General features: G+C 68.9%; 20 protein-coding genes. 11 read left to right on the top strand and 9 right to left on the bottom strand.

The features are described from left to right. The first annotated feature begins 46 nt into the window (after positions 1 to 46). The gene (locus ACFUCU_RS01935; RefSeq protein WP_364135391.1) at positions 47 to 571 is read left to right on the top strand and encodes a hemerythrin domain-containing protein; all 525 of its coding nucleotides are present in this window, start codon (positions 47 to 49) and stop codon (positions 569 to 571) included. A gap of 57 nt (positions 572 to 628) precedes the next feature. On the opposite strand, the gene ACFUCU_RS01940 is transcribed toward ACFUCU_RS01935, so the two are convergent. Further along, positions 629 to 1,309, bottom strand: a complete 681-nt coding sequence (locus ACFUCU_RS01940) for an endonuclease/exonuclease/phosphatase family protein (RefSeq protein ID WP_377970787.1) — start codon at positions 1,307 to 1,309, stop codon at positions 629 to 631. Between the two features lie 125 nt (positions 1,310 to 1,434). Here ACFUCU_RS01940 and ACFUCU_RS01945 point away from each other — a divergent pair, with 125 nt between their 5' ends. Next, entirely contained in the window at positions 1,435 to 2,238 is an 804-nt protein-coding gene (locus ACFUCU_RS01945) for a thioesterase family protein (protein WP_377970319.1), read from the top strand. On the opposite strand, the gene ACFUCU_RS01950 is transcribed toward ACFUCU_RS01945, so the two are convergent. Further along, positions 2,235 to 2,618: a DUF2177 family protein gene (locus ACFUCU_RS01950; protein ID WP_290257696.1), complete on the bottom strand. Its 384-nt coding sequence runs from the start codon at positions 2,616 to 2,618 to the stop codon at positions 2,235 to 2,237. The genes ACFUCU_RS01945 and ACFUCU_RS01950 overlap by 4 nt on opposite strands. A 16-nt stretch (positions 2,619 to 2,634) precedes the next feature. Between ACFUCU_RS01950 and ACFUCU_RS01955 the strand changes: the two genes are divergently transcribed. After that, positions 2,635 to 3,381, top strand: a complete 747-nt coding sequence (locus ACFUCU_RS01955) for a biotin/lipoate A/B protein ligase family protein (RefSeq protein WP_377970321.1) — start codon at positions 2,635 to 2,637, stop codon at positions 3,379 to 3,381. Positions 3,382 to 3,409: 28 nt separating this feature from the next. Here ACFUCU_RS01955 and ACFUCU_RS01960 read toward each other — a convergent pair whose 3' ends face one another. The 4 genes from ACFUCU_RS01960 to ACFUCU_RS01975 all read right to left on the bottom strand — a co-directional run bounded on the left by ACFUCU_RS01960 (position 3,410) and on the right by ACFUCU_RS01975 (position 6,102). Then, on the bottom strand, positions 3,410 to 3,913 hold the full coding sequence (locus tag ACFUCU_RS01960; RefSeq protein WP_377970322.1) for a DinB family protein: 504 nt from the start codon (positions 3,911 to 3,913) through the stop codon (positions 3,410 to 3,412). An 84-nt stretch (positions 3,914 to 3,997) separates the two neighbouring features. Beyond that, a complete protein-coding gene (locus tag ACFUCU_RS01965; RefSeq protein WP_377970323.1) occupies positions 3,998 to 4,642 on the bottom strand; it encodes an MBL fold metallo-hydrolase in 645 nt (214 codons plus the stop codon). Continuing rightward, positions 4,639 to 5,724, bottom strand: a complete 1,086-nt coding sequence (locus ACFUCU_RS01970) for an S-(hydroxymethyl)mycothiol dehydrogenase (protein ID WP_377970324.1) — start codon at positions 5,722 to 5,724, stop codon at positions 4,639 to 4,641. Before ACFUCU_RS01970 ends, ACFUCU_RS01965 begins: the two co-directional genes overlap by 4 nt. 120 nt (positions 5,725 to 5,844) lie before the next feature. Continuing rightward, positions 5,845 to 6,102 carry a mycoredoxin gene (locus tag ACFUCU_RS01975; protein ID WP_290257701.1) on the bottom strand — a complete coding sequence of 86 codons (258 nt, stop codon included), beginning with the start codon at positions 6,100 to 6,102 and terminating at the stop codon, positions 5,845 to 5,847. A 166-nt stretch (positions 6,103 to 6,268) separates the two neighbouring features. Here ACFUCU_RS01975 and ACFUCU_RS01980 point away from each other — a divergent pair, with 166 nt between their 5' ends. Continuing rightward, entirely contained in the window at positions 6,269 to 7,027 is a 759-nt protein-coding gene (locus ACFUCU_RS01980; protein WP_377970326.1) for an SOS response-associated peptidase, read from the top strand. Positions 7,028 to 7,034: 7 nt separating this feature from the next. Here the strand turns inward: ACFUCU_RS01980 and ACFUCU_RS01985 are convergent, their stop codons facing one another. Beyond that, positions 7,035 to 7,457, bottom strand: a complete 423-nt coding sequence (locus ACFUCU_RS01985) for a VOC family protein (RefSeq protein WP_377970327.1) — start codon at positions 7,455 to 7,457, stop codon at positions 7,035 to 7,037. Positions 7,458 to 7,471: 14 nt separating this feature from the next. Here ACFUCU_RS01985 and ACFUCU_RS01990 point away from each other — a divergent pair, with 14 nt between their 5' ends. Continuing rightward, positions 7,472 to 7,798 carry a chorismate mutase gene (locus ACFUCU_RS01990; protein WP_377970329.1) on the top strand — a complete coding sequence of 109 codons (327 nt, stop codon included), beginning with the start codon at positions 7,472 to 7,474 and terminating at the stop codon, positions 7,796 to 7,798. Here ACFUCU_RS01990 and ACFUCU_RS01995 read toward each other — a convergent pair whose 3' ends face one another. Then, entirely contained in the window at positions 7,799 to 8,185 is a 387-nt protein-coding gene (locus ACFUCU_RS01995) for a hypothetical protein (protein WP_377970331.1), read from the bottom strand. 211 nt (positions 8,186 to 8,396) lie between these two features. Between ACFUCU_RS01995 and ACFUCU_RS02000 the strand changes: the two genes are divergently transcribed. From ACFUCU_RS02000 to pdxS, 6 genes are all read left to right on the top strand, one after another. Continuing rightward, positions 8,397 to 8,726, top strand: coding sequence for a DUF6504 family protein (locus ACFUCU_RS02000; protein ID WP_364135418.1), 330 nt, complete (start codon positions 8,397 to 8,399; stop codon positions 8,724 to 8,726). Further along, positions 8,723 to 12,262: a DNA polymerase III subunit alpha gene (locus ACFUCU_RS02005; RefSeq protein WP_377970333.1), complete on the top strand. Its 3,540-nt coding sequence runs from the start codon at positions 8,723 to 8,725 to the stop codon at positions 12,260 to 12,262. The genes ACFUCU_RS02000 and ACFUCU_RS02005 overlap by 4 nt, the downstream gene beginning before the upstream one ends. A 140-nt stretch (positions 12,263 to 12,402) precedes the next feature. Then, a complete protein-coding gene (gene thrS, locus ACFUCU_RS02010; protein ID WP_377970334.1) occupies positions 12,403 to 14,409 on the top strand; it encodes a threonine--tRNA ligase in 2,007 nt (668 codons plus the stop codon). Positions 14,410 to 14,423: 14 nt separating this feature from the next. Beyond that, a complete protein-coding gene (locus tag ACFUCU_RS02015) occupies positions 14,424 to 15,044 on the top strand; it encodes an HIT family protein (RefSeq protein ID WP_377970336.1) in 621 nt (206 codons plus the stop codon). Next, positions 15,034 to 15,672 carry a phosphatidylinositol phosphate synthase gene (gene pgsA / locus ACFUCU_RS02020; RefSeq protein ID WP_364135429.1) on the top strand — a complete coding sequence of 213 codons (639 nt, stop codon included), beginning with the start codon at positions 15,034 to 15,036 and terminating at the stop codon, positions 15,670 to 15,672. Before ACFUCU_RS02015 ends, pgsA begins: the two co-directional genes overlap by 11 nt. Before the next feature lie 215 nt (positions 15,673 to 15,887). Then, entirely contained in the window at positions 15,888 to 16,814 is a 927-nt protein-coding gene (pdxS, locus tag ACFUCU_RS02025) for a pyridoxal 5'-phosphate synthase lyase subunit PdxS (protein WP_290257711.1), read from the top strand. Between the two features lie 209 nt (positions 16,815 to 17,023). Here pdxS and ACFUCU_RS02030 read toward each other — a convergent pair whose 3' ends face one another. Further along, the gene (locus ACFUCU_RS02030; protein WP_377970339.1) at positions 17,024 to 19,036 is read right to left on the bottom strand and encodes a M3 family metallopeptidase; all 2,013 of its coding nucleotides are present in this window, start codon (positions 19,034 to 19,036) and stop codon (positions 17,024 to 17,026) included. Positions 19,037 to 19,106: the final 70 nt, after the last annotated feature.

Raw genomic sequence — 19,106 nt, forward strand, 5'->3', positions numbered from 1 at the left:
GCCGCAGCGCGGGCGGGACACGGCCGAAAACCCCGCAGGAGCACGCATGGACATCACCGACGTCATCCTCAACGACCACCACGACCAGCGCCGCATGTTCGCGATCCTGGAGGAGATGCGCGGTGCAGCCCCCGTGGACCTGGCCGCCGTCTGGGACCGCCTGCAGATCCTGCTGGAAGTCCACGCCAAGGCCGAGGAGGAACTGTTCTATCCGGAGTTGCTGGCGCTGGGCACGGGTGAGGGCGGCAAGGACTCACCGGAGGACGAGACCACCGACGCCATCCACGACCACAACGAGATCCGGGACGCGATCGCCGACGTCGGGCGGCACGACGCCGGCTCCGACGAGTGGTGGGCCGCCGTCGCGAAGGTGAATGAGGCCAACAGCGAGCACATGGGCGAGGAGGAACGCGAGGGCCTCACCGACTTCCGGCTGAACGCGGACCTGGACCTGCGGCACAAGCTGGCCGTGTCCTTCTACGCCTTCGAGGCAGCCCACGCCGGCGGCATCAAGGCCCGGGACGTCGACCCTGACGAGTACGTGGAGCAGAACGAGCCGGGCTCGAAGTAGCGGGTTTAAACGCGGAACGGCCGGGCCTGACCAGCCCGGCCGTTCCGCTATCGACTTCTACTCGGGGTTTTGGCCGTATTCGGCCGAGATCAGGATGGGAAGGTGGTCGGACGCGCCGCGGGGCAGCGTCTCCACCTTCTCGATCACCAGCCCCTGCGAGGTGGCGAAGTCGAAGTGGCCCTTGAAGACCTTGTAGCGGGTGTAGGTGCGCCGGTCGCTGAGCGAGAGCTCGTAGCCGGCGTCCTTCATCTGCTCCGTCAGGTACTTCGTGAAGAACGGGTAGTTGAAGTCGCCCACCATGAGCGTCATCAGCCCACCGCCCATGCTGAGCAACTCGCCGTGGGCGGCATGGATCTGGTTGCGCCGCAACGAGTTCGACGCCGTCAACGGGGCGGCGTGGAACGAGGCGATGACCAGGGCGTGGTTCGTCTGGTTGTCCACCATCCGCGTGCCGATCAGCCGCTCATGCGCCGGCGCCAGCACCCGGTCGTGCACGGACTTCTTCAGCGAGAAGGTCTTGGTATCGCCGGCGGTGAACCGGTCCGTGCTGTAGTAGATCGCCAGGCCCAGCCGGTTGCCACGCGTGGCGTCGGCCAGTTTCAGGTTTCCAATGCTTTCGGGAAGGTCTTCGGTGTCGCACTCCTGCAGGCACAAGGCGTCCACCTTGTAGTCGCGGGCCAGCGCCTCAAGTTCGCCGCTGGCCTTGTGTTTGCGGAGGTTGTAGCTGATAACTCGGATCAGGGGGAGCACCTCTTCGCAGCATAGTCGGGGTAAACCTGCACCCGAGTCTACCCAGTCCGGCGTCGCGGGGAGGCGATAGGGTGGTGGAATTCTCCGATTACGTTGCTGCGAAAGGGTCACCGTTGACTGCTGAAATGCCCGAGCTGGCCGAGGGTGACTTCTACTATGAGGTCCTCGGCGGAGGCCGCTACCGCTCGACCATCCACGCCCAGGGCGCCTGGAATGTCCACGAGCAGCACATGGCTCCGGCCTCCGGCATCATGGCCGACGCGCTCTCCCGGCACGACCCGCGGCCGGACATGCGGATGGCGAGGATCAGCTACGAAATCCTGGGACTGATCCCGGGCGGCGAATTCGAAATCACCACCACCACGCTGCGCCCGGGCCGGACCATCGAACTGCTCCAGGCGGAACTGACCGCCGGCGGCCGCGTCGCCATCCGGGCCACGGCCTGGCGGATCATCACCTCCGACACCACCGCGATCGCCGCCTTCGAGGACCCGCGGATCCCGGCACCGGAGGACTGCGAACCCTACGACGCCGCGCAGGTCTGGCCCGGCGGGTACATCGCGTCGCTGAGCATGCGCATCGCCGAGGGACACCGGGCCGGGTCCGGCACCGTCTGGCTGCACACCGACCACCCGCTCACCGACCGCAACGACAGCGGCGACCTGGCCCGGCTGATCGGCCTGGTGGACACCGCCAACGGCATCGCGGCCCGGGTCCCGCCGGGCAAGGGCAGCTACGTCTTCCCCAACCTGGACCTGCAGATCCACATGTACCGGCTGCCGGAGGGACAGTGGCTGGGCCTGGACAACGAGGTGTCCTTCGGTACGGACGGCATTGGGCTGACCTCCACGGTGCTGCACGACCTGCAGGGTCCGTTCGGCCGGGCCGAGCAGATCCTGACGCTGCGCAAGAGTTAGTGGAAGACCAGCCAGCCCACCGTGGTGGCCAGGCCGGTGAGGACCACGCCCCAGGCGATGTCCACCACCACGATCACCAGCGGCCACTTCTTCAGAGTGGCGGCGTTCGTCAGGTCGTAGGTGGCGTAGGCGAAGCCGCCCAGCGCCGCGCCGTAGCCGAACGCGGCGGCCCAGCCGCCGCCGTCGAGCGCGGGGCGCAGGGCGAAGAAGACGATCCCGGCGATGTACAGCACGTAGAACACGACGGCGTAGCCTAGATGGGGCTTGTCGGCCATCAGGTGGCCCAGGTGGCGGCGGTAGAACCTGCTCGTCGACTTCAGCCAGACGGCGTCGATGACGGCAAACGCGGCGGCCACCACCAGGAATTGCAGAAAGACCATAAGGGAGCATAACCACATGCAGCAGGCCGACCCCCGGAGCCTCACCGTGTTCCGTCAGCCCTCCTCCCTCGGCGCTGCCGAAGACCTCGATTTCGCCCTCGAGCTGCTGCGGCGGGTCAAGACCGGGGCGGCGGGGCCGCTGCTGCGGCTCTACCGGCCCGTCCCCACCCTGGCGTTCGGCCAGCGGGACGCCAACCTGCCCGGCTTCGAGGCCGCTGCCCGGGCCTGCCGGGACCTGGGCTTCGAACCCCTGGTGCGGAAGGCCGGGGGACGCGCCGCCGCGTACCACCCGGGCAGCCTGGTGATCGACCACCTGGAGCCCGACGCCGACGCGATCGCCGGCGCCAAGGCCCGGTTCGCCCTTTTCGGCGGCCTGCTGGCAGAGGCGCTCCGGGACGCCGGGGTGGACGCAGCCGTCGGCGAGATCCCGGGGGAGTACTGCCCGGGCGAATTCAGCGTCCACGGCACCGATCGCCGTGACCCGTCGCACCGGATCAAGCTGGTGGGCACGGCCCAGCGCGTGGTCTCCGGCGGCTGGCTGTTCAGCTCGGCGGTGATCGTCTCGGACTCGGCGCCCATCCGGGCCGTGCTGGAGGCCAGCTACGCGGCGCTCGGCCTCGACTGGGACCCGGCGACGGCGGGCGCCGCGGATGACCTGGTGCCGGGCCTCGACGTCGACGCCGTGGAGGCGGCGGTCCTGGGCGCGTACGGGCGGTACGCGGCACTGGCGGACGGCGACTTCCGGACCCTGACCGCCGCGTAGCGGTTACCTTGGCGGTCCCTGTAGCCCATCATTGGGCCCGGGCGGCCAGGATTTGTTCGCGCAGGATGTCCGCGTGCCCGCAATGCTGGGCCAGTTCGCGCAGCATGTGCAGGTACACCCACCGCAGCGGCAGCGGTCCGCGCCGGTTGCCGCGGACCAGGTCGTCGGGCCCCAACGCCGCGGTACGGGCCCGGGAGCCGGCGCAGGCCTCGCGGTAGGCGGCCCGCACCGAGGCGATGGTGTCCTCAGGGTCCAGCACAAACGACTCGTCCGGCGTCGCCGGTATGCCGATCTCGGCGCGGCTGCGGCAGGTGATGGCCTCGTCGAACCAGACCTTCTCGACAAAGGCCGCGTGCTTGACCAGACCCAGCAGCGTGGTGCGCGAGGGCACCAGGGCCGCCCGTGCCTCCTCCTCGCTCAGTCCGTCGAGGCTGGCCTCCAGATCGGCCCGGTGATCGTCGAGGAACGCCTCGAACTGGGTCCGAAGGTCCGCGGCGAAGAGGTCCGGTTCCATGCTGGGATTGGTGCTCATGAGCCCACAGCCTAATGGGCCCCGCCCGGAAATCCGGACGGAGCCCAAGAGGTATGGCTGGTGGGTGGTGTTCCTCCCGCGGCGTCAGTGGCCCCGGTCGATCCACTCCTGCAGGTGCGGGGCCTCGGCGCCGATGGTGGTCTGGTCCCCGTGCCCGGTGCGAACCACCGTCTCCGCCGGCAGGGTCAGCAGCCGGGAGGAGATGGACTCGATGATGGTCGGGAAGTCGCTGAAGGACCGGCCGGTGGCCCCGGGTCCGCCCTGGAACAGGGTGTCGCCGGTGAAGACGGTGCCCTCGCTTTCGAGCCGGACGCTGACCGATCCGGGCGAGTGGCCGGGCGTGTGGAGGGCCACCAGGCGGGCGCCGGCGACGTCGAACGAGTCGCCGTCGGCAATCGCGTGGTCCGGTTCGGTGCCCGGGAACACCCGGTCCCAGAGCATCCAGTCGTCCCGGTGCAGGTACACGGGGGCGCCGGTCAGTTTCCGGAACTCGCCCACGGCGGCGATGTGGTCGTCATGACCGTGCGTGAGCAGGATGGCGGTGACCTTCCGGTGGCCGACGGCGGCGGCGATCGCGGCGGCGTCGTGCGCCGGGTCGATCACGACGCACTCGGCGTCGTCGCCCACGATCCAGACGTTGTTCTCCACGTCCCAGGTGCCGCCGTCGAGCGAGAACGTTCCCGAGGTGACCAGTCGGTCGATCCGCAGGCCGTCCACGTCGTTGCTCACAGCTCCACCACGGAACGCAGGACGGCGCCGGAGTGCATCTTCTCGAAGGCTTCCTCGATCTGGTCGATGCCGATGCGCTCGGTGACGAAGGCGTCCAGGTCCAGCCGTCCCTGCCGGTACAGGTCGATCAGCATCGGGAAGTCCCGGGAGGGCAGGCAGTCGCCGTACCAGGAGGACTTCAGTGAACCGCCGCGGCCAAACACATCCAGCAGCGGCAGCTCCAGGGTCATCTCCGGGCTGGGGACGCCCACCAGCACCACGGTGCCGGCCAGGTCGCGGGCGTAGAAAGCCTGCTTGTACGTCTCGGGACGGCCCACGGCGTCGATCACGACGTCGGCGCCGAAACCGCCGGTCAGCTCACGGATGGCCTCCACGGGGTCTACGGCGGAGGAATCCACCGTGTGGGTGGCACCCAGGTCCTTGGCGCGTTCGAGCTTGTTGGGGTCGATGTCGACGGCGATCACCGTGGTGGCGCCGGCGAGCGCGGCGCCGGCGATGGCCGCCACGCCCACCCCGCCGCAGCCGATCACGGCCACCGAGTCGCCGCGGCCGACGTTGCCGGTGTTGATCGCGGCGCCGAGGCCCGCCATGACGCCGCAGCCGAGCAGGCCGACGGCGGCCGGGTCGGCCTCGGGGTCCACCTTGGTGCACTGGCCTGCGGCGACGAGCGTCTTCTCGGCGAAGGCGCCGATGCCCAGGGCGGCGGTGAGCTCCGTGCCGTCTTCCAGGGTCATCTTCTGGGCGGCGTTGTGCGTGTTGAAGCAGTACTGCGGTTCGCCGCGGCGGCAGGCCCGGCATTCGCCGCAGACGGCGCGCCAATTCAGCACCACGCGGTCCCCGGGAGCCACCGAGGTGACATCGGGGCCGACCGCGCTGACCACGCCGGTGGCCTCGTGGCCGAGCAGGAACGGGAAGTCGTCGTTGATGGCACCCTGTTTGTAGTGCAGGTCGGTGTGGCAGACGCCGCAGGTGAGGATGTCCACCAGCGCCTCGCCGGGGCCGGGATCGGGCACCAGGATGGTTTCCAGGGTGACGGGGGCGTTCTTGGACCGGACGATTGCGCCCTTGACCTTATGGACCATGGGAGAGCTCCTTTCGATGCCGCCGCCCGGCGCGGGGGTGCCGGATACGGCGCGACGCGGGCCCCGGGTAATCCGGAGTCCGCGTCGTGTCTGGTGTGGCTGTTCTCTGGTGCTGGCGGGTTAGGCCGCGAGGCGGCTCTTGACCTCTGCCGCGGAGGGGTTGGTGGCGGCGGTGCCGTCCGGGAACAGCACGGTGGGGACGGTACGGTTGCCGCCGTTGAGCTGCTCGACCAGTTCGGCCGTGCCTTCGACTTCCTCGATGTTGATCTCGGTGTACCCGATGCCCTGCGCGTCCAGCTGCTTCTTCAGCCGGTTGCAGTAGCCGCACCACGTGGTCGAGAACATGGTGATGGTGCCGGATTCGGGGGTGAAGTCCACGAAATTCTCCTCAGGTGGGTTGCCGGTGCGTGCCGGGACGGTCAATCGGACGTCTCTGGAATAACCGTATCCTGCGGGACGGTATTCCCGCAGGGACGTGCCGGCCGGGTGCTGGTCCCGATGCGGCACCTGTGCAGGCCCGGCCGGCCGGTGGCATGCTGGGGGCATGTGTGGACGCTATGTGATGGCCCGGGCCGTCGGAGACCTGCTGGCCGAGTTCGACGCCGGGCTCGAGGAGGAGATCGCCGTGCCGCCGTCGTGGAACGTCGCACCGACGGCGGACGTGCCGATCATCCTGGAGCGGCTGGTCGAGGGGGCGGAGCACCCGGCGCGGCAGCTCCACATCGCCCGCTGGGGACTGGTCCCGTCCTGGGCCAAGGACCCCGGCATCGGGTCGAAGATGATCAACGCCCGCAGCGAGAGTGTGCTGGAGAAGCCGGCGTTCCGGAAGGCCACGCGGTCCCGGCGCTGCGCCGTCCCGGCCGACGGCTACTACGAGTGGAAGGGCCAGGGCAAGGGGAAGCAGCCCTACTACGTGCATCCGAAGGACGGCTCACCGGTGGCGTTCGCGGGACTGTACGAGTGGTGGAAGGACCCGTCCAAGGAAGAGGGGGACCCGGGCAGGTGGCTGCTCTCGACGACGATCCTGACCACCGATTCGCCGCCCGAGGGTTACGCCGACGGGATGCTGGCGGAACTGACGGCCCTGCACGACCGGGTGCCGCTGCCGATGGACCGCGCCACCATGGAGGCCTGGCTTGACCCCAGGGCCGAGGACGCCGCGGAACTGGTCGGCATCGTCCGCGCCAACGCCCACGACGTCGCCGAGGGTTGGCAGATCGACGCCGTCGGCACCGCCGTCGGGAACGTCCGCAACGACTCCCCGGAACTGATCGAACCGGTCGGCAGCCTGTTCCAGGCCTGATACGGGGTTAGACCGTGACCCTGCCGGCCGCGTCCACGGTCCAGGTCGGGTTGAACGCGACCTCCCAGCGGAAGCCGTCCGGGTCCGCGAAGTAGCCGGTGTAGCCGCCCCACGGCTGGGTTTTGGGCGGCGCGACGATGGTGGCCCCGGCGGCCGCAGCCTCGCCCATGACCCTGTCCACCGCGTCGGCGCTGTGCACGTTGTGGCTCAGGGTGATGGGAGGGATTCCGGCGGGGGAATCCGTCCCGGCTTCGGCCCGCATCTGGCACGCGTCCCAGAGCGAGAGGATGAGCCCGTGGTTGATCTGCAGGAAGAGCACTTCCCCGGGGACTTCGCGGTGGACGGGCCAGCCCAGGCCCGTCACGTAGAACCGGCGGGAGGCTTCCACGCTGCGGACGCCAAGGGAGATGAAGTCGACTCGTGGTTGCATCGTTCGATACTGTCATGCAGATGTCGACAAATCACGCAGAGGACAAAGCAGCCCAGGCCGATAAGGACCAGCTCGCCGCCGTGCGGGTGGCCGTGGACGAGGTTGACGAGCAGATCGTCGCGCTGATCGGACGCCGGGAGCGGTTGATCCGGATCGCCGGGACGCTCAAGGCCGACAGCGCCGAGGTCCGCGCCCCGGGACGGGTGGAGCGCGTCCTGGAACACGTGAAGGCAACGGCCGAACGCAACGACATCGACACCGACATCGTCGGAGCGACCTACAAGGCCATGATCGATGCCTTCATTCGCCTGGAGCTTGAGGTCTACAAGGCCGGCAGCTAGCTAGAGGGATTCCTCCACGGGGACGTTGGCCTGGTACTCCCGCCCGTCGCAGTCGCTGTAGGCCGTCATCAGGTGCCCCTTGGGCAGGCCCAGTACCGTGCTTAGCGGGAAGTTGCCCGTGATGGTGTTCCCGGAATGCTGGACGCCCTTGATATCGAAGTTCTCCTCCGTGCCGTCATGGCTGAAGCAGAAGAAGGACACGGCCTCGCCATTGAGGAATTCGATTTCCAGCCGCCGTTGATGAGAATGGTCCGGCGTCGCCGCGACCAGCCCCACCACGTAGGCGCCCGAAGCCGGGATATTGCCGTCTATATCGAAGGTCGCCACCAACGTTGAATCCTTGGCGGCGATGCTGACGTGCTTCAGGAGTGCGTTGTGCGAGCTCATAGGCCAATCCTGCCCCCGGACGTTGGCCCCGTCCACCCCTGATCTAGGTTTTGTCCCGGCCCCGTCGTAGACTTGTTCTATTCGAAGATATGTTCGAATAATTCAAGCTTGAACCCGGCTGGCCTCCCGCCTGTGGCACCTGCACCTTCCGGCGCACCTGCCCGGCGGCCGTCCAGCCCGTTCGTCTAAAACACTGCGCCCGGGAGGCATCATGGGGATGTTCAGCGAATCCGTGGAGGTGGCCTGCACCCCGGAGGGCCGGCCCGAGTCCCTGGTCTGGGCGGGACGGAGCTATGAGTTGTGCGCCGAGCCAGTGCGGTGGTTCGAACGGCGTGAGTGGTGGGCTGAAGTGCAGCGCGCACCGCTGGGCAGCGGCCCAGGCCTGGTGGACTCGGAGATCTGGCGGCTCGAGGTCCGGGACGCCTCGGCCCCGGACCAAAGCCTCACCCTCGACCTCAGCCGCCACCTGCGCAGCGGGCGCTGGCGGCTGTTGCGGCTCCACGACGCCCTGGCGGGGCAGCGGAGGCCAGCGTCGGCATGAGCTTCACCCACCTGCATGTCTCCACTGCCTTCAGCGCCCACTATGGCGTGTCCTGGCCGGAGGAACTGGCCGCGGCGGCCGCAGCCGACGGGGCGACGGCGCTCGCCTGCACCGACCGTGACGGCCTCTACGGCACCATCAAACACCTCAAGGCCTGCATGGCCGCGGGGCTGGATCCCATCGTGGGGGTGGACCTGGCAGTCTTTGACGACGACGGCGACCTCCGCACCCAGGTGGGCGGCCGCGTCGTCGTCCTGGCCCACGGGGGAAACGCCGGGGCCGGATACCGCGCCCTGTGCCGGCTGATCTCCGATGCCCACGCCCGCACCACGGGAAAGGCCGGCGGTACGGTCCCCGCCGCGGTAACACGGGCCGAACTGGCATCCCGGGCGCTGGATCCGCAGACGCTCGAGCCGGTGCTGACGGTATTGCTCGGACCGGACTCCGACGTCGGCCGCTCCATGGGCGGGCGGCGCTACCTGCGGCCGCGCACCCTGTTCAAGCAATGGCTCGACGCCATGCCGGCGGGAACCGTCACCGCCGAGGTGGTCTCCCAGCTGAGCGCCCCGGGGGAGCACCTCAGCACAGCGCACGCCGTGCGGATGCTCAAGCTGGCCGCCGAACACGGCGTTCCCGCCGTGCTCAGCAACGCCGTGCGCTATGTCGCCGAGGACGGGGCGGCCACGGCGGACGTGCTGGACTCCGCCCGGACCCTGAAGTCGCTGCCCGAACTGGCCGGCGAGCCGCTGCTGCAACCCAACGGACAGGCCTGGCTCAAAAGCTCCGCGCAGATGCTGGAGCTGGGCAAGGAAATCATTCACGCCGCGGGATTCGGCGCGGCCGACCTCAAGAGCCTGCTGGCGCATACCGAGGCGCTCGCGGACCGCTGCCGGATAGACCCGGCCGCGGACATGGGCTGGAAGCAGCCGGTGGTCCCGGAAGCGGCCGTGATCGGGATCGAGGGGGACCCGCTGGCCGAACTGGCGGCCCGCTGCGAGGCCGGCATCACCCGCCGCTTTCCCGGCATCAGCGGCAGCAGTGCCGTGGAGCTGCGGGCCAGGCTGGAGCACGAGCTGCGGATCATCGACAGCCTGGGGTTCGCCTCCTACTTCCTGACCGTGGCCGAGGTGTCCCGGATGATCACGGACATGGGGGTGCGCGCCGCGGCCCGGGGCTCCGGGGCCTCCAGCCTGGTCAACTACCTGATCGGCGTCAGCCAGGTGAACCCGCTGCAGCACGACCTGATCTTCGAACGCTTCCTCTCCAGGGACCGGGCCACCCTGCCGGACATCGACATCGACGTCGAGAGCGCCGAACGGCACAACGTCTACCGGAAGATCTTCGACCGGTTCGGTGCCGAGCGGGTGACCCTGATGAGCATGCAGAACGGGTACCGCGCCCGGGGTGCCGTGCGCGACGCCGGACTGGCCCTCGGCATGGAGGGCGGCGACATCGACGAGATCGCCAAACAGCTGTGGCGGTTCTCCGCACGGAACTTCCGCGAGGCGCTGGTGGAGAAGCCGGAGCTGAAGGAGTTCGCCGGGCGGGTGGAGCAGCGGGACTTCACCGGCAACCAACAGCTGGACCTGCTGGTGGACCTGACCGAACGGCTGGACCGGCTGCCCCGGCACATCTCCATGCACCCGTGCGGGGTCATCCTGGGCGATGCCACGCTGCTGGACCGCACCCCGGTCCAGCCCAGCGGCCTGGGCCTGCCGATGAGCCAGTTCGATAAGCACGACATGGACCCCATGGGCATGCTCAAACTCGACGTCCTGGGCGTCCGTATGCAGTCCGCCATGGCCTTCGCAGTCCGGGAGGTCATCCGGCTGCACCCCTCGAAAGCGGACGTGGTAGCCGCCGGAAACCACCAGCCCGGGCCGGACGGCAGCGGGCCGGACTACATTGCCGAGGACGGCACCATCGACCTGAACGCCGTCCCGCTGGACGATGAGCCCACCTTCGACCTGATCCGCAGCACCCACACCCTTGGCTGCTTCCAGATCGAATCCCCGGGCCAGCGCGAACTGATCGGAAAGCTGGCCCCCCGGGAGTTCAACGACCTCATCATCGACATCTCCCTCTTTCGGCCCGGGCCGATGAAGTCGGACATGGTCCGGCCCTTCCTGGAACACCGGCACGGCTTCGCCCCGGAGGTGTTCCCGCACCCGGACCTCAAGCCGGTGCTGAAGGAAACCCACGGCGTCACTGTCTTCCACGAACAGATCCTGAAGACCTTCGACGTGATGACCGGCTGCGGCCTGGCCCGCGCCGATGAGTTCCGGCGCGCCCTGGGCAACGAGGTACTGGAGAACCAGGTGGAGGAATTCTTCCGCCGGGAGGCCAAGCGGCGGGACTATTCCCCGGCGGTCGTTGACAAGGTCTGGGGAACCCTGAAGGCCTTCGGCAGCTTCGGGTTCTGCAAGGCCCACGGCGCCGCCTTCGCCGTGCCCACCTATCAGTCGGCGTGGCTGAAAACCCACCACCCGGAGGCGTTCCTGGCCGGGATCTGGGAACACGACCCCGGCATGTATCCCAAGCGGCTCCTGGTGGCCGAGGCCCGCCGCATGGGCATCCCCATCCTGCCCCTGGACATCAACCGCAGCCAGGCCGAATACCGGGTGGAACCGGTCGTGGACGGCCCGGACCGGGGGAAACTGGGCATCCGGCTGAGCCTGAAGGGAATCTTCGGTCTCTCCGGCGCCGAACTGAAACGCATCGTCGCCGGCCAGCCCTACGACTCCCTCGCGGACCTGCGCGCCCGGACCAGGATCAGCAAACCCAGCATCCAGCGCCTCGCCCAGCTGGGGGCCTTCGACTCCCTGCACCGTGCCGCCGGCGGCAACACCAACCGGGCGGACCTGGTCCACCACCTGCAGCAGCTGCAGACCAGGACGCAGCGCAAGGGCGCCGAGGTGATCGAGGGCCAGCTGGCCCTGCCGCTGGGGGATGTGGAACTGACCAACCTCAAGGGCGGCCGGCCCGCCCCCACGCTGGTGGAGACTGTCCGGGCCGAGCTGGACCTGATGGCCGTGGACGTCAGCGCCCACCTGGTGGACAGCCACAGGCCGCTGCTGGACCGGCTGGGCGTCACCACGGCGGACCAGCTCCTGAAGCTGCGCAACGGCACCGAGGTGCTGGTGGCCGGCGTGCGGGTGGCCACCCAGACCCCGCCGATGCGCGGCGGCCGGCGGGTGGTCTTCATCAGCATCGACGACGGGACCGGCTGCGTGGACTCGGTTTTCTTCCACGAGGCCCAGGAGCAGGCCGGGCCGCTGCTCTTCAGCACCCGGCTGCTGCTGATCCGCGGCACCACCCGCCGCACCGGGCCCCGTGGCATCAGCATCAGCGCTTCCATGGCCTGGGACCTCAGCCGCACCGACACCCTTCCCTTCCCGGCCGCCGGCGCGGGTACCGGCTCGGGCGGAGGCGCCATTACCGGCGGCGACGCGCCCGAGACCCCGCCGCTGGACATGGCGCCCGGGGCGCTGGACGGCATCCGGCGGACCCTCGCGATCACGGGGTTCAGCGGTTGAGGGCGGCTCCGAAAGCGGCTCCGGGGGAGGTGGCGGGCGTTGGTTGGGCGTCCGGAAATACCGATAGCATGGACGAGGCTGGCTGTGGTCCCCGTACGCCACAAGCTACGAAGCCTTAAAACCGTGAATAGGAGACACCCGTGTCAGATGCCCAGCAGATCACCCTTCTCGTCGATGGCGAAGAGACCCAGGTGACTACCGGGACCACCGGCGCGGAACTCTTCTTCGAGCGCCGCGACGTCGTCGTGGCCCGTGTCAACGGCGAACTGAAGGACCTGGACCAGCCCCTGCCGGCCGGCGCCGACGTCGAAGGCGTCACCATCGACTCCGCGGACGGCCTGAACGTGCTGCGCCACTCCACCGCCCACGTCATGGCCCAGGCCGTGCAGCAGCTGCGCCCCGACGCCAAGCTGGGCATCGGACCGTACATCACCGACGGCTTCTACTTCGATTTCGACGTCGAGGAACCCTTCACCCCGGAGGACCTGCGCCAGCTCGAGAAGATGATGCTGAAGATCGTCAACCAGAACCAGAAGTTCGTCCGCCGCGTGGTGACCGAGGACGAGGCACGCGAGGCGATGAAGGACGAGCCGTACAAGCTCGAACTGATCGGCCTTAAGGGCGCCGGCAGCGACGAGGACGGCTCCAGCGTCGAGGTCGGCGGCGGCGAACTGAGCATTTACGACAACGTCGAGCGCAAGGAAGGCACCACGGTCTGGTGCGACCTGTGCCGCGGCCCGCACCTGCCCAACACCAAGCTGATCTCCAACGCCTTCGCCCTGACCCGCTCCTCCGCGGCCTACTGGCGCGGCAGCGAGAAGAACAAGCAGCTCCAGCGCATCTACGGCACCGCCTGGCCCACCAAGGAAGCCCTCAAGGCCTACCAGGAGCGCATCGCCGAGGCCGAACGCCGCGACCACCGCAAGCTCGGCGCCGAACTGGACCTGTTCTCCTTCCCGGACGAGCTGGGCTCCGGCCTGCCTGTGTTCCACCCCAAGGGCGGCATCATCCGCAAGGCCATGGAGGACTACTCCCGGCAGCGGCACGTCGACGCCGGCTACGAGTTCGTCTACACCCCGCACATCACGAAGGGCCACCTCTACGAGGTCTCCGGGCACCTGGACTGGTACCGGGACGGAATGTTCCCCCCGATGCACATCGACGCGGAACTGAACGAGGACGGCACCGTCCGCAAGCCCGGCCAGGACTACTACCTGAAGCCGATGAACTGCCCCATGCACAACCTGATCTTCCGCTCGCGCGGCCGCTCCTACCGTGAACTGCCGCTGCGGCTCTTCGAATTCGGCTCGGTCTACCGCTACGAGAAGTCCGGCGTGGTGCACGGCCTGACCCGCGTCCGGGGCATGACCCAGGACGACGCCCACATCTACTGCACCCGCGAGCAGATGAAGGACGAACTGACCAAGACCCTGAACTTCGTGCTGGGCCTGCTCAAGGACTACGGCCTGCAGGACTTCTACCTGGAGCTCTCCACCAAGGACCCGGAGAAGTTCGTCGGCGCCGACGAGGTCTGGGAAGAAGCCACCCGCACCCTCGAGGAAGTGGCGACCGAATCCGGCCTCGAGCTGGTCCCGGATCCGGGCGGAGCGGCGTTCTACGGCCCGAAAATCTCCGTCCAGGCCCGTGACGCCATCGGCCGGACCTGGCAGATGTCCACCATCCAGCTGGACTTCAACCTGCCGGAGCGCTTCGAACTGGAATTCCAGGCCTCCGACGGCACCCGCCAGCGCCCGGTCATGATCCACCGCGCACTGTTCGGCTCGATCGAACGGTTCATGGGCGTCCTCACCGAGCACTACGCCGGCGCGTTCCCGGCCTGGCTCGCCCCCGTCCAGGTGGTCGGCATCCCGGTGGCCGAGGCGTTCAACGACTACATGTTCGACGTCGTCGACCAGCTCAAGGCCGCGGGCATCCGCGCCGAGGTGGACATCTCCTCGGACCGGTTCCCGAAGAAGATCCGCACCGCCAGCAAGGACAAGATCCCGTTCGTGCTGATCGCCGGCGGCGACGACGCCGAGGCCGGGGCCGTGTCCTTCCGGTTCCGGGACGGCAGCCAGGACAACGGCGTGCCGGTGGCCGAGGCCGTCCGACGCATCGTGGACGCCGTCCGCGAGCGGACCAGCTAGCGGGGGAGCACCAAGTGCAGGAATCCACAGGCGCCGGCCAGGGCTACCCTGGCGACGACGGCGTGACCGATGACTTTGGCCTGGCCGGCGTGCCGGACTCGTTCCAGCGCCTGTGGACTCCGCACCGCATGGCGTACATCAAGGGCGGCCAGCACCAGTTCAGGAACCAGGACGACTGCCCGTTCTGCGTGGCACCGGAACGCCAGGACGAGGAATCGCTGATCGTCTACCGCGGCCGGACCTGCTACGTGGTGCTGAACCTGTACCCATACAACCCCGGGCACCTGCTGGTCTGCCCGTACCGGCACATCCCGGACTACACGGATCTGACGGTCGAGGAGACCGCCGAGTTCGCCGACCTGTCGCAGACCGCCATGCGCGTGCTCCGGAAGGTCTCCAACCCCACCGGCTTCAACTTGGGCATGAACCAGGGCGTCACCGGCGGCGCCGGCGTCGCGGGCCACCTCCACCAGCATGTGGTGCCGCGCTGGGGCGGGGACGGAAACTTCTTCCCGATCATCGCCCAGACCAAGGCGATGACCCAGACCCTCGGTGAGGTCCGCCGGCAGGTCTCGGAAGCGTGGCCCGCGTCCGCGGCCACGGAACCGGCGGCGGGAACACCGGATGCTGAATAAGCACGCCCGCGGGTTCTTCACCGCGCTGTTCACCCCGCTGGCCCGCTGGCTGCTGCGGATGGGCGTCTCCCCGGACGCCGTGACGATCGTCGGCACCGCCGGCGTCGTCGTCGGCGCCCTCGTCTTCTATCCGCTGGGCCAGCTCTGGTGGGGAACCATCTTCATCACCGCGTTCATCTTCTCCGACGTCATCGACGGGATCATGGCGCGGCTGCAGGAACGCGGCGGCCGGTGGGGCAACTTCCTGGACTCCACGCTGGACCGGGTGGCCGACGGCGCCCTGTTCGCCGGCGTCGCCGTCTGGTTCTTCACCGGCGGGGCGAATCCGGCCATCGCCGTTGCCGCCCTGCTCTGCCTGGTCCTCGGCATGGTGGTCTCCTACGCCCGGGCCAAGGCCGAGGCGCTGGGATTCCACGCCAACGTCGGCATCGCAGAGCGTGCCGAACGGCTCGTCTCCGTGCTGGTGGTCACCGGCTTCACCGGCATCGGCCTGCCGCCGGTGGTCCTGCTCGTCACCCTCTGCCTGCTCGCGCTGGCCAGTTTCGTGACGATCATCCAGCGGGTCGGCGCCGTCCGCCGGCAGTCGCTGGAGGAAGCCCGCGGCACCACCAGCGACCACGCCGCCTGAGCCGGGCTGCACCCACCGGCCACAGCCCGGCGTACCCTGTCCCCGACGCTGTCCCCGCCCGGTTCCGGGGCGTAACCCGAGTTCAACCGGCCCGCAGCGGGGGACTAGTATTACCCTTACCGGCCAATGGTTTCCGGTAATCCGGGGTGAACGCACACGGTACCCGTGTGCCGTCCGCGCCGGGCGAGGTCATCTATCTACCCATAGGGGTTTTTGTGTCTACACCTGATGTAAGCAGCGAAGCCGGCGCGTCCGCCCAGAACGTCACGGGCAGCAGCCGCGTCAAGCGCGGCATGGCGGAGATGCTCAAGGGCGGCGTCATCATGGACGTCGTCAACGTCGAGCAGGCCCGCATTGCCGAAGACGCCGGTGCCGTGGCCGTGATGGCGCTGGAACGCGTTCCCGCTGACATCCGCGCCCAGGGCGGCGTGTCCCGCATGTCCGACCCGGACATGATCGACCAGATCATCGACGCGGTCTCCATCCCCGTCATGGCGAAGGCCCGCATCGGCCACTTCGTCGAGGCCCAGGTCCTGCAGTCCCTCGGCGTCGACTACATCGACGAGTCCGAGGTCCTCACCCCGGCCGACTATGTCAACCACATCGACAAGTGGAACTTCAAGGTTCCCTTCGTCTGTGGCGCCACCAACCTCGGTGAGGCCCTGCGCCGCATCAACGAGGGCGCGGCCATGATCCGCTCCAAGGGCGAAGCCGGCACCGGCGACGTCTCCAACGCCACCGGGCACATGCGCAAGATCCGCTCCGAGATCGCCAAGCTCGCCGCCCTGCCCGAGGACGAGCTGTACGTCGCGGCCAAGGAACTGCAGGCCCCGTACGAACTGGTCAAGGAAGTTGCCGCTGCCGGCAAGCTCCCCGTGGTCCTCTTCACCGCCGGCGGCATTGCCACCCCGGCCGACGCCGCCATGATGATGCAGCTCGGCGCCGACGGCGTCTTCGTCGGCTCCGGAATCTTCAAGTCCGGCAACCCGGCCCAGCGCGCCGCCGCCGTCGTGAAGGCCACCACCTTCTTCGACGACCCGGACGTCATCGCCAAGGCCTCCCGCGGCCTGGGCGAGGCCATGGTCGGCATCAACGTCGACGAGATCCCACAGCCGCACCGCCTCGCCGAGCGCGGCTGGTAGCCTGCGCGCCCTGCGGGGCGCCGAGCGGCGCGATCCTCTGCGTGCTATTCCCCGCGCGTTGTCGGCAGCCGAGCTGCCGGTTGGGGCGCGGGGCCCCTTTTACGCACTCTGCCGGATCACACCGCCCTGCGCCTTGCGCTCCTGGATAAAGCACGACGGCGGTCGGTCATCTTTATGGTGACCGGCCGCCGTCTTTTGTTTAAGGAAGTTCAGTCGAGGCCGCGGCGCTTGAGCAGCGGTTCCAGCCGGGCTTCCCGGCCGCGGAAGGCCCGGAAGGACTCCAGCGGGTCGCGGCTGTTGCCGCGGGAGAGCAGTTCGGTGCGGAAGAAGTCCCCGTTGGCCCGCGACAGGCCGCCGTTCTCCTTGAACCACTCGACGGTCTCGGCGTCGAGCACCTCGCTCCAGATGTAGGAGTAGTAGCCCGCTGCGTACCAGCCGCCGGCGAAAATGTGCTGGAAGTACCCGGTGCGGTAGCGGGGCGGGATCAGGCTGTGCGCAACGCCGGCGGCGGCCAGGGCCTTCGCCTCGAACTTCAGGACGTCGTCGGGGACCTCGGACTCCTCCAGGACGTGCCAGGCCAGGTCCAGCAGGGCGGCGCCCAGGTACTCGGTGGTGCCGAAGCCCTCGCCCCAGAGCGCCGCGGCGTCGAGCTTGTCCACGGCTTCCTGCGGCAGCGGCTCGCCCGAGACGTGGTGCCGGGCGTAGTTGGCCAGCACCTCCGGCCACATGATCCACATCTCGTTGACCTGGGACGGGTACTCGACGAAGTCGCGCGGCACCGAGGTGCCGGAGAACCGCGGGTAGGTCACGGCGGAGAAGAGCCCGTGCAGGGCGTGGCCGAACTCGTGGAAGGTGGTCCGCAGCTCGTCGAGGGTCAGGAGCGTCGGTTCCCCGGCCGGCGGCTTGGAGATGTTCAGGTTGTTGATCACCACGGGACGGGTCCCCAGCAGGTCCGACTGCTCCACCAGGGAGTTCATCCACGCCCCGCCCCGCTTCGATTCGCGGGTGTAGTAGTCACCCAGGAAGAGGCCCAGGCCCGTGCCGTCGGCGTCCTTGACCTCCCAGACCCGGACATCGGGGTGGTAGCCGGCCAGGTCCGTCCGCTCGTGGAACGTGATGCCGTAGAGGGCGTTGGCCGCGAAGAAGACCCCGTCCTTCAGGACCCGGTCCAGCTCAAAGTAGGGGCGCAGGGCCTGCTCGTCCACGGAGTAGCGTTCGCGCTTGACCCGGGCGGAGTAGTACGCCCAGTCCCACGCCTCCAGCGGGTGGCCGGCGACCTCGGCGAGGGCCTCGGCCTCGGCGTCGGCATTCCGCACGGCGGCCGGGGCCAACCGGCCCAGCATCGCCTGCACCGCGGCGAAGTCGGGGGCGGTCTGCTGGTCCACGCTGAGCTCGGCGAAGTTGGCGAAGCCCAGCAGGGTGGCCTTCTCGGCGCGCAGCCGGACCATGTCCCTGACCAGGTCCCGTACGTCCAGGGTCCCTCCGTCGCTGCCGCGGCCGATCGAGGCCTCATACAGCCTGCGGCGGACCTCCCGGTTCTCCAGCGCGGCCATTGCCGGCTGGTTGCTCGGCTGGATCAGGGTCAGCAGGTACTTGCCTTCGGCCCCGGCGGTGCGGGCTGCCTCGGCGGCGCTGGCGACGTCGTCGGCCGGCAGCCCGGCCAGGTCCGTGGCGTCGTCCAGCAGCAGCGACGCGGACTTCATGCCCTCCTTGACCCGCTGGCCGAACTCGGTGCCCAGGGTGGAGAGCTCGGCGTTGATGGCCCGGAGCCGGTCCTGGCCGGCGGCGTCGAGCTGGATGCCGGACTGGCGGAACGCCTTCAGGTACTCCTCGACCAGACGGGCGGATTCGGCGTCGAGCCCGTCCGTGGGAATTGCGGCGAACCTCTCGTAGAGGCCGCGGTTGAGGTAGATGGCGTCCTCGTGGGCGGAGAATGCGGGGGAGAGGCGGGTCTCCAGCTCCCGGATCTCGTCCGTGGCGTCCGCGGACACCAGCGTAAAGAAGGACGCCGCCGCACGCTGCAACAGAGCGCCGGAGCGCTCCATCGCGACGGCGGTGTTCTCAAAGCTGGCGGGCTCCGGTGTGTCGACGATCGCCTGAATCTCTGCGAGGTGTTCGGCCAGGCCGGCCTCGACGGCGTCGGCGTAGTGGCCGGCGTTGATATCCGCGAAGGGCGGCAGGCCGTACGGCAGGGTGCTGGGGCTCAGGAGGGGGTTAGTCATGAAACGACACTTTCATGTTTGGTGGCGGTTCTCAATGGTCTGCGGCGCGTGTTGGGGCGGTGCGGCCCGT

Source organism: Arthrobacter sp. NPDC057259 (assembly GCF_042668995.1).
In the GTDB taxonomy this organism is placed as follows: Bacteria; Actinomycetota; Actinomycetes; order Actinomycetales; family Micrococcaceae; genus Arthrobacter.

Coding starts and splice junctions, on each gene's coding strand:
- ACFUCU_RS02030 (WP_377970339.1), bottom strand. CDS start 19,036: ATGACTAACCCCCTCCTGAGCCCCAGCACCCTGCCGTACGGCCTGCCG.
- ACFUCU_RS01990 (WP_377970329.1), top strand. CDS start 7,472: ATGCAGATGTCGACAAATCACGCAGAGGACAAAGCAGCCCAGGCCGAT.
- ACFUCU_RS01955 (WP_377970321.1), top strand. CDS start 2,635: ATGCAGCAGGCCGACCCCCGGAGCCTCACCGTGTTCCGTCAGCCCTCC.
- ACFUCU_RS01995 (WP_377970331.1), bottom strand. CDS start 8,185: ATGAGCTCGCACAACGCACTCCTGAAGCACGTCAGCATCGCCGCCAAG.
- ACFUCU_RS02005 (WP_377970333.1), top strand. CDS start 8,723: ATGAGCTTCACCCACCTGCATGTCTCCACTGCCTTCAGCGCCCACTAT.
- ACFUCU_RS01960 (WP_377970322.1), bottom strand. CDS start 3,913: ATGAGCACCAATCCCAGCATGGAACCGGACCTCTTCGCCGCGGACCTT.
- ACFUCU_RS02000 (WP_364135418.1), top strand. CDS start 8,397: ATGGGGATGTTCAGCGAATCCGTGGAGGTGGCCTGCACCCCGGAGGGC.
- ACFUCU_RS01985 (WP_377970327.1), bottom strand. CDS start 7,457: ATGCAACCACGAGTCGACTTCATCTCCCTTGGCGTCCGCAGCGTGGAA.
- ACFUCU_RS01980 (WP_377970326.1), top strand. CDS start 6,269: ATGTGTGGACGCTATGTGATGGCCCGGGCCGTCGGAGACCTGCTGGCC.
- ACFUCU_RS01950 (WP_290257696.1), bottom strand. CDS start 2,618: ATGGTCTTTCTGCAATTCCTGGTGGTGGCCGCCGCGTTTGCCGTCATC.
- pgsA (WP_364135429.1), top strand. CDS start 15,034: ATGCTGAATAAGCACGCCCGCGGGTTCTTCACCGCGCTGTTCACCCCG.
- ACFUCU_RS01970 (WP_377970324.1), bottom strand. CDS start 5,724: ATGGTCCATAAGGTCAAGGGCGCAATCGTCCGGTCCAAGAACGCCCCC.
- ACFUCU_RS01935 (WP_364135391.1), top strand. CDS start 47: ATGGACATCACCGACGTCATCCTCAACGACCACCACGACCAGCGCCGC.